Source organism: Bacillus cereus group sp. BfR-BA-01316, from assembly GCF_022664195.1.
Classification (GTDB): Bacteria; Bacillota; Bacilli; order Bacillales; family Bacillaceae_G; genus Bacillus_A.
Map to the genome: position 1 here is coordinate 1 of NZ_JAKUGX010000050.1, position 16,170 is coordinate 16,170.

The following is a 16,170-nucleotide window of genomic DNA, read 5'->3' on the forward strand; positions in this document are numbered from 1 at the left end:
TAAAAGTTGAGCCTTTTTTAGTCATAAAAAATCCCCTCCAAGTAATAGTGTAACATCCATGTGTGCACATGGTCTTTTTTACACTGTCTACCTAAAGGGGATAATACCAAACAGAGTCCCTTTTCCATAATACCCCTATTCTCGTTTTGACCTAAACTTTCTCTTTTTCACACCATTTATCTAGTAAACCCTCCTCTCGCTCACCTGAAATACCAGCTTTTAATTCCCTACCTTTCATTTCTTTCATCCACTCATACACGTCTGTAACAGTATCTTCTAAATTACTAAAAGTAAGCCCCTCTTTAACAGCGCTCTCGATACTAATAGAAAACCCACCTTTCCACGGCTTCGTTTCACCTTCTAATGAAAAAGTTTCGGGAAGCCATAATGGCATATCTGTCCAAGGCTGCACTTTATGTTCCTTCATAAATGATTCATCTACCCAAACGAATTCAGCATCACTATTCGTAACCTTTTTACACGTATTTAATAGCTCTCCCATCGTCAATTCGAAATTCGGGCCTGTAATATTGAATGTACCTACTTTATTGTTTTCTGCCATGCTTAGTCCAAAGCTCGCGACATCTTTTATATCAACGAACTGCACTGGACGGTCTTTTCTTCCTGGAACTAACACTTTACCGCCTTTTGCTACGCGCTGAATCCAGTATGGAAGGCGATCTGTATAATCAAACATTCCTGAAAGAAGTCCTGCTCTTACATGTAAAACACGACCCGGCCAATACTTCTCTGCTTCTTTTTCGCATAGTACTTTCAGTGCCCCATAATGCTCATAAGGAGATATTTCCCCACTCTCTACAGCCATTAACTTATCAGACGAAAGTTCAGGTTGTAATGTATAGTCTTCTTTTATGTGATGCGGAATCCAATCTTTATATACAGAAATACTTGATATAAATGTATAGTGTTCAATATTATCTTTTAGCACTTCTCCTATTTTCTTTATGTGATGTGGAGCAAATCCACACGTATCAACTACAACGTCCCATTTTCGATTTTCTAAACTTGATACATCACCATTTCTATCACCGATTAACTGCTCTACTTTAGGAAAAATTTCTTTATTCGTTCCACGATTAAACAATGTAACTTCATGACCTCTTTTCAAAGCTTCTTCTACGAAAGCTTTTCCTAAAAAGCGTGTACCACCTAGTATTAGAATCTTCATGTTTCTCCCCCATTCATTAGTAAAAATCCTTTCTTTTGTTTAACGATTTTTCATTGCGGAAAGTTACGGGCGAATAATTTATTTTCCCACTACACTTTCAAGCCCATATACTAAAAGAAACCATTTTGAAAAGTTAATCATCATGGTTTCTTAAATAATAAGTGATTGTATTTTTATTACTTTTTAATGTTTTTAATTAGACATAAACATTAATCTTTACTAGGAAACTACTGAATGTACCTAATTTATTGAGGAAAGTGAAATTGAAGAGATTAAAACAGATGATGTACTTATTAGTGCTTTATATGGGCATAAAGATTTAGTATTTTTATTATACATAGAAAACATGAGATAAAATCAGACGATGGAAAATTTTACATTATAAACACATAATTTACATTTAATTAATATTGGCTGTTTTCGTAAACATTGTTGTTTTTTTATAAAATGAAAATTTTATGTGATTTGGTATATAATATATATAGAATTATTTTACAAATTAGTCGGGGGTGATTATATGAATTTGCTTAATATCTCTTTTGTGATGTTGATAGTAGCAGGATTATTATTGGCTGTTTATGGATTACAGAAAAAATCCCAATTAACAATGCTCTTTGGTGGGATGGCTTTCTTAGCACCAATATTTTATTTCATTGGCTGGACTCCCGTTTTACCTTTTGTTGCTCCGATTGCATTGGTTATTTCATATCTTGGGAAGAAAAAGGTGAAACCGCTTAAACATACTCTTTAAAGGGTCTGTTTTTTTATGAATACCTTAACATTTCAACTGTTCTATAATTTGACTTCTGACACGCTGAAATAAGCAATTGCTCTACTCGTTTATCAAACGCTAAGTCTTTGCCTATTTCGAGCCAGCGGAACCAACGAAGACAGTTATCCGAATATAACAATTAATATATAATACAAAAAATCTTATTTATAAAAACAATGCTCCTGCCAAATTGACAGGAGCATTTCTTTTTTCACCCTCTATTTACTTTTATACACTTGAATTGAAATTATCGAAATTAAACTGAGCAATCCCATAAATAAACAAATCGCACCAAGAATCATATATGAATTTCCATACCCCTGTAATAAAGCTAAATATGTACTCGTATCCATATAACCGCCCTGCTCTGTAACAGATTTACTAACTGCCTTACTCCCCATTTCTGGTGCATTTATTAGTATATACACACCGATAATAGCTACTAAAGCTGAAATAATTTCTACAACATTAGACTTTGTCATCATACCCTCACCTTTCAAACAACGTCTTTTATCCATCTAGAGAGATTTCTTTCCATCTCTTACTTTTACATAATAGCAAAAAAGATGGTATGAAATTCCAATTCGTACCATCTTTTTTGCTAAATTTAATTATTTGTCTGTATACAATAAAGAATAAATCAGCTTCCATCTATCCTTAACTTCCGGTACAATTTCAGATGCAATCGCCACCACCAATTCCTTCTCCGGTACACAACAAATCATATTCCCACCATCGCCCATTGCACAGTATGAATAGATTCCTTCTTCTTCTCGTAACCACCATAAGTAACCGTATTGATTCGAATTCATTGCTGTTGATTCTTTTACCCATGATTTTGAAAGAATTTGTTTTCCATCATAAGTACCTTCGTTTAAATATAAACGTCCAAACTTAACCATATCCCTAACTGTTAACGTAAGTCCCCAGCCGCCAGTTGAAATACCATTTGGATCGTACACCCATCCTTTCACATCTTTTCCGAATAAGTCATCGAATCCAAATGCTTTCATATCGTAGTTTGGAATTTCTCTCATACCGATAGGCTGAAATAGGTATTCGTTCGCAAACTCACGGGCACTTTTTCCCGTTATGCTCGTAATGATTGCTGATAGTACATGTGCCCCTGCGGATGAATATTTAAAAGGTCCAATTTCTCCGCCTTGTCCAATTCGATTGAGTGTATACTGTACCCAGTCCTGTTGTGTACATAATTCTTCTAACGGTTCCTGCCAGTCTGTATAAGGATATGGAGCTGTCATTGTAAGAAGGTGTCGTACTGTTACTTCAGATGCCTTAAGATTATATTCAGGAAAAAACTCTATTACTTTTTGATCACCGCTTTTTATATAGCCTTTATCTACACATATCCCAATTAACGCAGAAATAATCGTTTTTGTAACTGATGCCACATGAAATGCGTCACCTGGTCCGTATCCGTGATAATATTTTTCAAAAACAACATTACCTTTTTGTACAACTAATATACCATTAATATTTTTGTATTCTTCTTTTATAATGCAATCTAACTTTTCAGCAGTTTTCATTGTTCTTCCCCCTTAATCAATGATTAAAAAGGTTCGATTGGTACATATATATCAACTATATGTTTATTTTCTGGGTGCTGCCTTGGGTCATTTTTATACACTTCAAAAGGATATGAATCTCTCGGTTTATATCCGCTATTTGGCAGCCATTCACCGTATAAGAAATCCCACGCTCCTTTATATTCATCTTGGCGTATTTCAAAATGACCTACCGCGTACTTTCCTGAAAGTATCACCATTATTCCAATGTCGCTCGTTCCTACTGCGGACTCATACGGAATTGTTATACATAGACTTGTTCTTAAATGATAGTCTTCTGTAAATTCATGATGATCGTGGTAAATTGTTAATACCTTCGTATCCTCGAATACATGATAGTTTTGCTCCGTGGCGTACCGAAATAGTTTTTCTATCATTTTTGGAAAAGCTATAGCTAACTCCTTATATGTACCTACATGTCTTATGTATGCGACGTTTACGTTGTCCGCTGTTACAATTTCGACCTCTCCTCGAACCTTCTTACATTCATTGTATTGTGAGTACACATTTACGTCTTTGCAATTCTTGCTATTGTGATTTCTATAGTGAGACGGACTTACACCGTAATGACTTTTAAATGTCCGAGAGAAAACTGCTGAATCTGTGAAACCATAATGGTAAGCGATGTCTGTAATCGTCATATCTGGACGATAAGTAAGTAGGTGTGTTGCTCTTTCTAATTTCAAACGATTCACGTACCGAGATAACGGCTCATCCATCATACCTTTAAAAATTCTATGAAAATGAAACTTTGAAAAGCCTGCCACATTAGCTAAATCTTCAATTGAAAGCGAATCATTTATATTTGATTCTATATAATCTTGAACTTTATAAATACGCCGTAAATACTCATTTCTACTTTGAGAACTCTCCATATTCATATCTCCCCACAACAAAAAGGCTAACTTCACGTTAGCCCATCTTTACACATTTTTTAAAAATAAAACTCTACTCCCGCCGTTTCCATCATAATTTGTATGTACGGATACCCCTTCTATTTCATCATCCCCAGTTTCAATTCGAAAGCCGATTTCTTGATGAAATAGTATCGATTTTTTATTAACTGGTGACGTGATTGCTTTTACAACTTTACGATTATTTGCACGAGCAATATCAAAGAAATAAGAATATAATGACGATGCGATTCCTTTTCTTCTATACTTCGGATTGACACCGATAAAATGTACATAAGCTTCATCTTTATGTGTTTGTGAAAAGAATCCGCATAAGAAACCTAACATTTCTCCCTCTTCTTCAATGATAAAACTCGTTTCTTGAAAGTGAACGAAGAATAATTTTGGCAACATATGAGCCATGTCTCTTCCGCCCCACCAATCATTTAACGAATTTACCGAAAGAATTCTCCTTCCTCAAGCGTGTGAAGGGCGATAGCCCAACGGTAGGTGGGAGATGAATTTTGGTTTGGCATAGCCAAAAACTTTTGATAAACTAGCTATATGAAGTTCTTTGATAACTTGATATAGGAGGTTGCAGGAAGAAAATAGAGTGCGAAAACCAAGCCATTCGGTTCCTGCGTAAAATATCAACCGTACCAAGAGAGCGTCCAAGCGTTGGACATCTAGGGGTGGAACACCCCGAAGTAACGCTCAGGGAGACGAAAGGTTACTTTCGTCGTGGAACTGAGAAGCTCCCACTTCAAGCTTTGCTAAGTGGCGAGTAGTTCACTACAGAATGAATCTTTACATAATCTTCCCCTTGAATGTTTCTTACTCGCATGTATTTCTCCCTCTCACTCTCACTCACTTCATTTTTTCATATATTTTAATAACCGTTTCGACTAAAAGAATGAATACCCAAATACCTGAAAATACAAGAACAGACTGGAATATCGATCCAATTATCATAACACCAACTGCACCTGTTATTGAAAATGATATTCCACCAAGCCCTGGATACTGGATAAGTGCTCCAGCAGAAAAAGCGGTTATAATAGATACTATTAAATAAATAACACTCATTATTTTTAATATTTTTATAGAAAGATACGAAGTTCGCTCTTTCTCCACTTGTGGTAATTCGATTTCCCCGCTCGCAATTCCTTTTTGTAAACAATCCTCACACAAAAATTCTTCATTTATTTTTTTACCACCATGTATTGTCCCCGTTATTTCTTTACATCTGGAACATTTTCGATTTATCATTTTGTTATCACTCCAATCAACTATGACTATCTTATATAATTCGACATTTACCTTATTATCCCTTTTATGTATTTTATAGAGAAAGGTCGTGTTTTATGATTTCGAAACTCACATTTGGTTATAAAAAACCTACTGTGCATTATATATTACGGCCGAGCTGCTACGCGGTTATTTTTAAAAATATTTGTTCAAAAATGGCCATTATCCAAAAAGGTGAACGTTACTTTTTACCTGGTGGCGGTATGGAAGGTACGGAAACGAAAGAAGCATGTTTACAGCGAGAATTACTAGAGGAATTAGGTTGGGCGATTGAAATTGATCGTTATATCGGTAATGCAGCACGATATTTTTATGCCGGAAAAGAAGATACATATTATTTAAATGATGGGTTCTTTTACATCGCGAAAATGATAAAGAAACAAACCGAAAACTGTGAAGAAGATCATGTTTTACAGTGGATGCCTCCATTACTGGTTATGGAGCATTTAATTCATGCTCACCAAAAATGGGCTGTTGAACAAGCGCTTTTATTACGAAATAAAAAATGATCTCCTTCTATATGAAAGAGATCATTTCTACTGTTACTGTTAACTTACTTTTTTCAAATTTAAAGCTGGCTTTTTGATTCCGCCTTTTTTTACAACATATAAACCGATAAAGATTATAAACCCGCCAACTAGTTGCATCATGTTTATTTGCTCTCCAATTGTTACGGCCGCGAAAATGACTGCGAACAATGGTACAAGATACATATAAACCATTACTTTCGTTGAGCCTATTTTACTAATACCGACATACCACATTGCAAGTCCGAAGATTGTCGCAAAGACGATTGAATATGCTAGAGAACCCCAGCTTGGCATATCTACTGGCCACGTTAACGTATTTACGTTGAATAAACAATATACAACCAGTGGTACAATTCCAATTAAAGTAGACCATGATGTAACTCTCATTGCCGAGTATTTTGTAATGAGAGGTTGTGCTAAAATTGGATACCATCCCCACGCAATTGCTGCGACTAATCCAATTACATTTCCGAGCCACGCATACTCATATGAAGCTTCCCCTGTATGCCCTGTTATTAAAACGAGTGCTGCACCAACAAAGGCCACTATTGAACCAATTTGTACTTTCATCGAAAAACGTTCTTGTTTGTGTAATACTGCTAATATCCCTGTAAATATAGGTGACATCGCAATTAATAATGAGGCGTTCGTTGCTGAAGTATATTTTACAGATAACATAAACATCGTTTGATACATAGTCGTTCCAACGATACCGACTGCTAGTAATCGTAACCAATCTTTTCTTTCAATACGTAATGAGCGTTCCATCATAAATGTAATAAGTAATAATACCGGTGATGCTACTAAAAATCGTAAACTATTAAATTGAATGGATGACATAAACGCCACGCCATACTTTCCAATTGTATAATTTGCTCCCCATACTAAAGCTACTGATACTAGGAGCCATTCCATTTGCCATCGTTTCATCCGAATCTCCCCTTCCATATTTAGCATAGTAAAATTGGCTGGATATAACACCGTCCAATTGGCTGTTTTTTTACCCAGCCAATTTGTTATACTTGATGTATATAAGAGATGCGGAGGCGTTTGTATGGAATGGAAGCTAGATAACGACAGTAAAATCCCAATTTATCAGCAAGTTGTTGACTTTATTGAAAGACGTATTACATACGGAGAGCTTCCCCCAGGTAGCTTCCTCCCTTCAGAACGGAAATTAGCTACGCAGTTAAATGTAAACCGAAGTACGGTAACGACTGCTTATAATGAACTTCGCGCAATGGGAATCGTAGAAAGTACGACCGGTAAAGGTACACGTGTGAGTACACATATGTGGGGCGTTTCTCCAACATTAACGCCGAACTGGAGAGGTTTCGTAGAAGGTGGTACTTTTTTACCAAACTTACCGTTACTTCGCCATATTCGCGCAGAAGTACAGCAAAATGAAAACATTATAGATTTCGCAAACGGAGAGCTCGGTTGTAACCTCTATCCTCACGATCAACTACAAACAATTTTACGAGAACAACCGTTAACGCAGTCATTAAGTTACGATCATCCCCAGGGCTATCTCCCGCTAAGGCAAGCGGTAGTAAACTATATGAAGGAGTATTTAAAAGTTGAAGCGACCGAACAATCCATTATGATTACATCCGGCGCCCAACAAGCACTTCACCTTATCGTACAATGTTTATTAAATCCAGGTGATGCAGTCGCTTTCGAAAGTCCATCGCACTGTTATTCATTACCGTTATTCCAATCAGCAGGTATTCGTATTTTCCCTTTGCCTGTCGATGAACACGGTATTAATCCAGACGATGTACAAGAGTTATATAGAAAGCATCGTATTAAAATGATCTTTTTAAATCCAAATTTCCAAAACCCTACGGGAACAATGCTGCATCCAAACCGTAGAAAAAAACTGTTATCACTTTGCGCGGACTTACGAATTGCGATCGTTGAAGATGATCCGTCCAGTTTACTTACGTTAGAAAATAAACAACCTTGCCCTACTTTAAAATCGATTGATGAAAATGGAACTGTCATTTATGTACATTCCTTATCAAAAATGATCGCACCAGGTTTACGAGTTGGATGGCTTGTCGCCCCGCAGTCAGTAGTAGAGCGATTATCAGATGCGCGTCACCAAATGGAATTAGGAATGAGTATATTCCCGCAGTGGCTTATGCAGCAATTTTTCGAAACCGTTCCATTTCAATCGCATATAGTTCCTTTACGAAAGCAATTAGCAGAAAAAAGAGACATTATCGTCCGTGCTTTAAATGAACAGCTTCACGATAAAATCTCTTTTTCAAATCCAACCGGTGGTATATACATATGGGGAAAATTAAACGAACCAATAAATGAAAAACAACTCATTATGCAAAGCTTAAAACAAGAAATTGCCTTTATGCCGGGCAGTATTTTCGGTGCAAAAGATGGTTACATTCGTTTGTCTTATGGAAAAGTAAATATAGATCAAATTGAGGAAGGTATTTCTCGTTTGCGTGAGGCTATTTTGGTTTGTGAAAAATAACATTAGATAAAGCTTCCTCGTTTGACAAAAGATAAATCTACCATTATTATCAACACGAACCTATTTATCCCGCTATTTGTGGGCAGTAAAACTCCCACCTCAAAATTCAGCTGGAATAAAGAAGTTAGATGGGAGTCGGGCTGCCCGTAAACGCCCGATTGGTTCAACTAATAATCAGTGTGGATGAACAAAACCCCCACTGATTAAAGTTTCACTTTATAGGAGTGATAAAAATGAAAATTTACATTGATGCAGATGCTTGTCCTGTAAAAGATATTATTATCTTTGAAGCTACGAATGCGGAAATTCCTGTTACCCTTGTTACTAGCTTTTCTCATTTTTCTAATGCGGAACAGCCAGCAGGTGTGGAAACAATTTATGTTGATTCTGGAGCAGATGCTGCAGATTACCGGATTATGCAGTTAGCAAAAAAAGAAGATTTAATCGTAACGCAAGATTACGGTCTTGCTTCGCTCGCTTTAGCGAAAGGCTGTATCGTTCTACACCATAAAGGCTATAGGTATACGAATGAAAACATTGACCAACTATTACAAACACGTTATTTAAGTGCAATGGTTCGAAAAAGCGGCAAGCGTACAAAGGGGCCAAAACCATTTACAGCAGAAGATAAAGAGAAATTTAGAGAGCTCTTTAAAAGTGTCATTTCACTCTAGAAATGAACTGTCTATTTGTAGGGAAAGCTTAGCAAAGAAAAGAAGAGAATATCCAAATGAACATTCTCTTCTTGGGGTTTACCCGATTAAAATGAAGGTAAATTATCTAAGTTATTTTCTTTCATACCATCAGGCTCGCTACGTATAATATCCCTGCCATACTTATGAAATACGTCCACATGAGCTAACTTCCCTGACTTTGCTTCATCAAGAGCAGTAATATAATCTAATTCTCTTCCACTACTTGTTTTAAAAGCAATTAAATCACCTTCATCATTTTTACGAACTGCAATAATTTGTTCTGCCCCTGAATCGACTTCCTGGGCTACTTCCAACCTGGCTTGCTCTTCTCCTTGTTGCAAATATGCATTATAAACTTTTTGAAAGTCTTTTTTGTCCATAAAACTCACCTCCGAAACATTTTATTAGTATGGTTGGAAGGTATTGGTTTTATGTACTTTTCCCATCAAGTTAACAAAAATACACTACCCCAAAAAGATAACCCCATTCATAATTTTTCAATCTATTACAAATTTATTTTAGAACTTTATAGAGTACCTCTCAATATAAGATACTCAAAACTGATAATATTATAATTTATTATATCGAAAACATTTAAGAAATAGAGCTGTTCAGATGAATATCAAATGGAATAGTGAAAACATTATATTTGAGACATTGAGAGAAGCTGAAGTATGGACGGACTCAATCGGGAATGAAATATATGGACGTGTTTATGATGGTTATGTAACACCTGATTATAAGATTGCCTATGCTCTATTGGCTGAGGTCCCTCATTTTAAAGTTCATACAGAAATAGACGTAAATAATGAACCTTGGCTATATAAAGTATGGGTTATTTCATCTGCTAAAACACCATAGCAATTAGTCTACAGTGCTGTTTATTTTAACCTGTATTATAAAAACAGCTGAAATACCGATTCCTTAACGTACAGGGAATCGGTTAATTTGCGTCCAAATTGTGTCTAAACGTACAATTTCCCCGAAATGGTATGGTGACCCATGCGCATCAACTTAAGAAAAGTAAACATCCCAAAAAAGAAAAAATGTACTTTTTTTGTTACAGACTAACAAAAAATTACGTTCTAAGGGCGCTATGAACCTTTAAGCTGATGGAGATGTGATGCTACCCAGGAAGTTTCTAAAAAAATTATTACTCTGAGTTCTTGTTACTTGATTGTACCCATTCCACCAATTTTAACATGTACATTAACTTTAACATCAGCCTTCGATAATGCTTTTCCCCATTTCTTTTGGACTCTTTTCCAATCTTTATATGTATAAGCTCGTGCATACAACCCCAATCCTATAGGATCAATTTCTGCTTTTTGTATTTTCTTTATTAAACGTTCTAAATCACTTTTTAACTGTTTTTCAATGCTTCTTTCTAATCTTTCTCCATCATTCCTAACATTAAAAGGAAACAGTCGTTCTGAAATTGAAATTCTCATATGTACATTTATATTAAACATAAAATGATTTTTGTATTGTACGTTTGTTTTTACTTTGGTACTTTGAGTATTAAAGCTTAACCAATGTTTTTCTTTGCTTTCAGATTGTAGCGGTACCGCAATAGTAAATGGAAATTCTCCCTGTATGTGATTCTGTAAGATACTTAATAATAAATTTTCTTTTGGTGTAATAGTTAGCTTATATCTATTCTGTTCATCAAGCAATGCTGAACCTATCAACTTTATATTGTTATTCTTTTTAAGTGCGCTAACACTCGCCGTCATTCCTTTTTCTTTTGTTTGGTTATGAAAATCTTGAAGAGTAGTTTTTACAGTAATATTTCTTTTATGTGCAGTCTCAATTAATTTTGCCAAATATATAGGAAGACGTGGTTTATTTTTGGGAGCATAATAAATTATGTCTGAAACAGGTCCATCCACAGCAACAATTCTTGTAGTAACCGTATTTTTTGGATCTCGATAAAAAGGATCTAAATAATCCGCCCACTTCTTTTGTTTTAAAAGTCGCTTACCAATCAAAATAAGTTGTGTCTTGCTTCCCGATGTCAAAGCCATAGCCATGGTATCGAATTTTTCACGAGAGTTTCGCACTGTAACAGATTTCACACCATATTGTTCCTCTTTAATCTTGGCTTCTTTATTGAAAACAGGACTGGATAAGTATACTTTCAAATTATCATTTTCGTCCAAATCTAAACCCAGTATAAGCGTGAGTGTAACATCTTCTACATTCATTTGGTCTAAACACCCAGTGAGCAATATTAGCGGAATTAAAACACTGCATAATATTTTCTGCTTCAATGTGCTTCCCTCCGAAAGTATTTTTTGTGGATTAAGTTATATATCCATAAAAATACAGGGAATAAGAAAGCTAATACAAGTCCAGCTTTCGATGTAAGCTTTTGAAATAGTTCAGATTCATTCCATGAGGGATGGATCCAAAACGTTACTATAATTACTGCCAATAATAAAATAGCTACATGAAGAGTATGATCTTGTTTTCCAATTAGTTGACTAGAACAAAATACAGCACCGTATACACAAGGAATCCATGCAGTAGAGACGACAATTAGATAAATAGCCAATAAAATCATATCAAACCGTTCTAAAAAACGAAATTCAATAACTTTAAGCAAGTTTAGTACAGGTTGATTAAACTCTAAAATTGCATCTGGACTGAAGTACGAAAAGCAGATAAGGATAGTAAATAGATAAAATACAAATGTTAAGGTATTTGCTATAATAATTCCTTGCGTTGCATATTGCTTTTTTTTCAAAAAAGGATAAAGAAAAAATGCAATTTCAAATCCTATAAAGGAAAAGATAGTAGACGGAACAGCCGAAAAGACAGGTTTCCAACCCTCCTTTAATACTGGAAGAAAGTGTAACCAATTGCTATCTTTTAATGGTATGAAGAAAAAAAATGGAATCCACATTGTCATATAAAAGCATAATTCGCAGTATCGACCTATTATCCGAACACCATTGCGTGCAACCAAAAAGGTTGGAATAGAGAATAGAAACAAAATAATATAGTCGGGTGTTTTTGGAAGAAGCCAGCCCTTAATATAAAGCATGCCATTAATTAGAACTGTCCATGCGTAAAAAGCAAAATATATCATATAAAGAATAATTACCATGGTACCAATGATTTTCCCAAACAATCGAATAAGAATTTCATATAAGGTATCATTTGGATAGTGTTTGGCTGTTTGAATTAGCAAAATACTGGCAGTCATAGCGCAAAACCAACCAATAAATAGTGCTATCCAGCTATCTGTTCCAGCTTTTTCTGCAAGTACCCTTGGAAGGGACAGAATTCCAGTTCCTACTTGTGAGGCATTAATAATAAAGATGTATTGCATGACAGTGATGTCATTATATGCATATTTTTTCATATTTTCACCCTTTATTAGGATTGGTTTCTTTGTGATTCTTCGTAATATTTTTAGATTTTCTCTTCATTGACCACAAAGGAAAGCGAACGAACGTGTCCTTCATACCTGATATTCGAAAAGGTGAAAAAGGACTACCATAAGGAGTACCTAAAGACTCTAAACTTATAAGATGTGCAATTATAGTCATCCAGCCGATAATAATTCCTACAATTCCAAATAAAGCAGCTAATAACATCATAGGAAAACGCAGTAATCTTATTGCCAAACCCATTTCAAAATTAGGAACAATAGAAGAAGCTATAGTTGTAATAGCAACAATAATAATCATGATATTACTCACAATCCCTGCTTGAACAGCAGCTTGTCCAATCACAATACCTCCAACAATCCCTACGGTCTGGCTAATGGGAGTGGGTAAACGAAGGGCAGCCTCTCTCATCATTTCTAAGGTAATCTCCATAAGTAAAGCTTCTATCACCGGAAGAAACGGAACGCGTTCTCTCGATTCTGCAATTGATAAATAGAGCTGTACAGGAATAACTTCATAATTAAATGAAATAAACGCTACATATGTTGCAGGTAACAATAAGGCTATAAAAAAACTTATAAAACGTAGTAATCGAACAGAGGAAGATACTAACCAACGTGTGTTGTAGTCATCTACCCATTGAAAGAAGGAAATGAAATTTATGGGGGCAATCAAAACATTGGGACTTCGATCCACAACAATGGCGAATCTCCCCTGAAGGATGTGTGATACAGTTGAATCTGGTCTTTCGGTCAAGATAAACTGCGGAAAGGGTGAATATGGATTATCTTCAATAAATTCAATTATTTCACCAGTATTAATAATCGAGTCCACCTTAATATTTTGAAATCTAGTTTCCAATTCCTTAAGTACATCTTGAGAAGCTACATCTCTTAAATATAAAATAGATACTTTGGTCTTCCCTCTGCTTCCAATTAAAACCTCTTTTAATACTAACTCTCTATTAGGAATATATCTTCGTATTAAAGCTATATTCTGACTAGATGTTTCTACAAACCCTTGATGCGTCCCTTTTAGAGATATTTCATTTCTAGGTTCTGTTATATCTCTTTGTGGCCATCCTTTTGTATTTAGTTGATACCCTGTGTTTTGACCGTGAATTAATAAAATACTATCCCCTTGAAAAATAGCATTTTCGACTTGATTCCAAGTATTGATTGTTTGAATTTCTCCTATTGTGACAGGTAGACCATTACTAACATCAAATGGGTTATGCATCAAAGGGGGCAGTATATTATTATGAATAGTTTGTTTATCTGTTAATCCAGATAAGTATATCAAAGCGGCTTCTGATTTATTTACTAGTTGAAATTGACGAATTACCAAATCAGGAGCTTGTTGAAAAAGCTTTTGAAGATCATTTGTGTTTTGGAATAAGTCACAGCTGATATTATGATTTTCCATAGTTTCTTTCTGAACATTTGAATTTCTGTTCTCCGAATCATTTATAGAATAACGTCCTTGTTTTAAAAATTTAAATATAGAAAACACAACATTGACTCCCCTCGAAAAGACTTTTCAGTATTTTTATTGTGTATAGTTTAAAAGGATTTATACCACTATTTACTTCAGCAGCAATTTTGTTCTTCAAGCAAAATTCCAACTTTGTAAACAATCTATTTTCACCATATCTTTACACTGTATTATAAAATATTTTAAGATTTTATGAATTTGCTTCTACATATTAGGATTGGATCGGAGTAGCCAAAATGCTAGTGTAAAATTTCAACTAGAGTATGCTTTACTAAGTGGTCAGTTTCTACATGTTCATGTAGGATCAGGAAAGTAAAATGAGAAAATTTATGGTTCCATTTGTTTAACGAGAATGCTTTGTGAATAGATCAATTGTTTTTTCAGATACATAGTCCTAATCTTTATCAAACGTCTCTTATTATTGTATATTCTTTAATAAGAATTCTGTAATCTCTTCATTTAGTTCATGATGGAAATATTCTCGATTAAAACCAGGTGGATCTTGCGACGGAAGAAAAGACGCATTCGTCATTTCTTTTGGAAACGGGCTAAGAAACGAAAAATGTCCTGCGTTCTCAACTATTTTATGTTGAATTTTAGTACTGTCAGTTATCCCGTTCAATATAATTTCCACATGAAAATAAGGTGTAAATCGATCTTTCTCCCCAACAAGTATCAAAATAGGGATGTTTATGCCTTCCAAAGCCCCTTTTGTTTTAAACCAAACTGAAGCTGGCGCTAAAAGAACTAAAGATTTTATTCTGTAATCAGGTGTAACATTGATAAGATGAGATTTCTCATCAAAAGACTCATAAGGGAAAGAGGTTGATATTCCTCCTGATGCTGCTAATGCTGTGTATCCTCCCATAGAATGTCCGATGACTGAAACAGAATCAGGTTTTAAAACCTTTGTAAAATCTTCACTATTAAAGAACCAAGCAATCGCCATAGAAATATGTTTTGGCCTAATAGTTAGATTATCGACTGTACCTTCCAATGTATTGTCGTTTCGATTATTGAATGGATGCTCAAGCATTCCCACAACAAATCCGTTACGAGCCAAGTGACGAGCAATCGTTCGATAAACTAATGGTGAACCACCAGTGCCATGAGATATTAAGACCAGTGGTACTTTAAATACATTTTTACTTTATTTGGATATGTACAATTACATAAAATTATGTATAATTTCGTCTAAAAAAGTCTTTTTATGTCGATTCATGTAGATTAAACTTTAAATATAATAGTTTAATGTTTTTGCTTCACCCTCTTCATAGGAGAAATGAAGAGTTGTTGTCATTTTCGTAATAGTAAGCGCTTATAAAATGTCCAATCATTTCGATATGTAATATTTCATAAAACATTGTTGGTTTATTTTTTAAAATATTCAGGGGAAATAGACGGAATTCAACAGAATAATTTATCAGACAGGGAGAAAATGATCGTATGTATCCAAAATTTATTGATAAAATAGCGTTTTCGAAGGCGCATAAAGAGTTATTAATTAAACTGTATAATAAAGAAATTTCAAGAAGCGAGTATAATCAATTGGTAGATGCTTTTTATCGTCCACAACAAAAGTAAATATGAAGTACGTGTTTATTGTTTTATGTCTTTTATAGAAACAAAGTTCGTTTTTATCATTTTTGGGACAAGCTCTTCTGCTAGGTTGATGGGCATGTGGCGGTACCCCACATCCATCAACTTAACGTATATTTTTATACAAAATGCGGTCTTTCCACGTAGTTTTTTATTATCTTTTATAGATGTTATAAAAGTAGGCACATCAAATAAACCCTGACGGGTTT

Annotated in this window: 19 protein-coding genes and 2 pseudogenes; 7 read left to right on the forward strand and 14 right to left on the reverse strand. The window is 34.9% G+C overall.

The genetic code is table 11. The features are described from left to right. Positions 1-151 precede the first annotated feature (151 nt). The gene (locus tag MR071_RS23975) at positions 152-1,189 is read right to left on the reverse strand and encodes an SDR family oxidoreductase (RefSeq protein ID WP_242238155.1); all 1,038 of its coding nucleotides are present in this window, start codon (positions 1,187-1,189) and stop codon (positions 152-154) included. Between the two features lie 517 nt (positions 1,190-1,706). Here MR071_RS23975 and MR071_RS23980 point away from each other — a divergent pair. Beyond that, positions 1,707-1,940 (forward strand): hypothetical protein, encoded by a 234-nt coding sequence (locus tag MR071_RS23980; RefSeq protein WP_105588087.1) that lies wholly within the window; start codon positions 1,707-1,709, stop codon positions 1,938-1,940. 13 nt (positions 1,941-1,953) lie between these two features. Here MR071_RS23980 and MR071_RS23985 read toward each other — a convergent pair. The 6 genes and pseudogenes from MR071_RS23985 to MR071_RS24010 form a co-directional block, all read right to left on the reverse strand. Then, positions 1,954-2,094 (reverse strand): annotated as a pseudogene (locus MR071_RS23985) (IS1595 family transposase); the annotation flags it as partial. 85 nt (positions 2,095-2,179) lie between these two features. Next, positions 2,180-2,479, reverse strand: coding sequence for a hypothetical protein (locus MR071_RS23990; RefSeq protein WP_242238156.1), 300 nt, complete (start codon positions 2,477-2,479; stop codon positions 2,180-2,182). Between the two features lie 93 nt (positions 2,480-2,572). Next, on the reverse strand, positions 2,573-3,508 hold the full coding sequence (locus MR071_RS23995; protein WP_105588089.1) for a serine hydrolase domain-containing protein: 936 nt from the start codon (positions 3,506-3,508) through the stop codon (positions 2,573-2,575). 23 nt (positions 3,509-3,531) lie between these two features. Then, positions 3,532-4,422 (reverse strand): AraC family transcriptional regulator, encoded by an 891-nt coding sequence (locus MR071_RS24000; protein WP_242238157.1) that lies wholly within the window; start codon positions 4,420-4,422, stop codon positions 3,532-3,534. A gap of 48 nt (positions 4,423-4,470) precedes the next feature. After that, positions 4,471-4,908 (reverse strand): GNAT family N-acetyltransferase, encoded by a 438-nt coding sequence (locus tag MR071_RS24005; RefSeq protein WP_375337524.1) that lies wholly within the window; start codon positions 4,906-4,908, stop codon positions 4,471-4,473. Positions 4,909-5,307: 399 nt separating this feature from the next. Then, entirely contained in the window at positions 5,308-5,709 is a 402-nt protein-coding gene (locus tag MR071_RS24010; protein WP_105588092.1) for a DUF3980 domain-containing protein, read from the reverse strand. Between the two features lie 95 nt (positions 5,710-5,804). On the opposite strand from MR071_RS24010, the gene MR071_RS24015 reads away from it, so the two are divergent. After that, positions 5,805-6,257: an NUDIX hydrolase gene (locus MR071_RS24015; protein WP_242238159.1), complete on the forward strand. Its 453-nt coding sequence runs from the start codon at positions 5,805-5,807 to the stop codon at positions 6,255-6,257. Positions 6,258-6,296: 39 nt separating this feature from the next. Here MR071_RS24015 and MR071_RS24020 read toward each other — a convergent pair whose 3' ends face one another. Further along, a complete protein-coding gene (locus MR071_RS24020; RefSeq protein ID WP_242238160.1) occupies positions 6,297-7,208 on the reverse strand; it encodes a DMT family transporter in 912 nt (303 codons plus the stop codon). Positions 7,209-7,332: 124 nt separating this feature from the next. Here MR071_RS24020 and pdxR point away from each other — a divergent pair, with 124 nt between their 5' ends. Both pdxR and MR071_RS24030 read left to right on the forward strand, forming a co-directional pair. After that, on the forward strand, positions 7,333-8,775 hold the full coding sequence (gene pdxR, locus MR071_RS24025) for a MocR-like pyridoxine biosynthesis transcription factor PdxR (RefSeq protein WP_105588095.1): 1,443 nt from the start codon (positions 7,333-7,335) through the stop codon (positions 8,773-8,775). A 233-nt stretch (positions 8,776-9,008) separates the two neighbouring features. After that, on the forward strand, positions 9,009-9,449 hold the full coding sequence (locus MR071_RS24030; protein WP_105588096.1) for a YaiI/YqxD family protein: 441 nt from the start codon (positions 9,009-9,011) through the stop codon (positions 9,447-9,449). An 86-nt stretch (positions 9,450-9,535) separates the two neighbouring features. On the opposite strand, the gene MR071_RS24035 is transcribed toward MR071_RS24030, so the two are convergent. Beyond that, on the reverse strand, positions 9,536-9,850 hold the full coding sequence (locus MR071_RS24035; RefSeq protein ID WP_142395956.1) for a DUF3892 domain-containing protein: 315 nt from the start codon (positions 9,848-9,850) through the stop codon (positions 9,536-9,538). Positions 9,851-10,091: 241 nt separating this feature from the next. Here MR071_RS24035 and MR071_RS24040 point away from each other — a divergent pair, with 241 nt between their 5' ends. Then, the gene (locus MR071_RS24040) at positions 10,092-10,331 is read left to right on the forward strand and encodes a hypothetical protein (protein ID WP_181149563.1); all 240 of its coding nucleotides are present in this window, start codon (positions 10,092-10,094) and stop codon (positions 10,329-10,331) included. A gap of 308 nt (positions 10,332-10,639) precedes the next feature. Here MR071_RS24040 and MR071_RS24045 read toward each other — a convergent pair whose 3' ends face one another. From MR071_RS24045 to MR071_RS24055, 3 genes are read right to left on the reverse strand one after another with little or no spacing between them, the layout of a single operon-like run. Further along, a complete protein-coding gene (locus MR071_RS24045) occupies positions 10,640-11,743 on the reverse strand; it encodes a Ger(x)C family spore germination protein (protein WP_105588101.1) in 1,104 nt (367 codons plus the stop codon). Next, positions 11,740-12,840: a GerAB/ArcD/ProY family transporter gene (locus tag MR071_RS24050; RefSeq protein ID WP_105588102.1), complete on the reverse strand. Its 1,101-nt coding sequence runs from the start codon at positions 12,838-12,840 to the stop codon at positions 11,740-11,742. The genes MR071_RS24045 and MR071_RS24050 overlap by 4 nt, the downstream gene beginning before the upstream one ends. A gap of 4 nt (positions 12,841-12,844) precedes the next feature. After that, positions 12,845-14,380 (reverse strand): spore germination protein, encoded by a 1,536-nt coding sequence (locus MR071_RS24055; RefSeq protein ID WP_242238161.1) that lies wholly within the window; start codon positions 14,378-14,380, stop codon positions 12,845-12,847. A 69-nt stretch (positions 14,381-14,449) separates the two neighbouring features. Here MR071_RS24055 and MR071_RS25895 point away from each other — a divergent pair. Continuing rightward, a pseudogene (locus MR071_RS25895) lies at positions 14,450-14,675 on the forward strand (IS4 family transposase); the annotation flags it as partial. A 105-nt stretch (positions 14,676-14,780) separates the two neighbouring features. Here MR071_RS25895 and MR071_RS24060 read toward each other — a convergent pair. Beyond that, on the reverse strand, positions 14,781-15,488 hold the full coding sequence (locus MR071_RS24060; protein WP_242238163.1) for an alpha/beta hydrolase family protein: 708 nt from the start codon (positions 15,486-15,488) through the stop codon (positions 14,781-14,783). A gap of 320 nt (positions 15,489-15,808) precedes the next feature. Here MR071_RS24060 and MR071_RS24065 point away from each other — a divergent pair, with 320 nt between their 5' ends. Further along, positions 15,809-15,946, forward strand: coding sequence for a hypothetical protein (locus MR071_RS24065; protein WP_000283272.1), 138 nt, complete (start codon positions 15,809-15,811; stop codon positions 15,944-15,946). 15 nt (positions 15,947-15,961) lie between these two features. Here MR071_RS24065 and MR071_RS24070 read toward each other — a convergent pair. Next, positions 15,962-16,170 (reverse strand): hypothetical protein (locus tag MR071_RS24070; protein ID WP_242238162.1); only part of this gene is annotated, 209 nt, incomplete at its 5' end.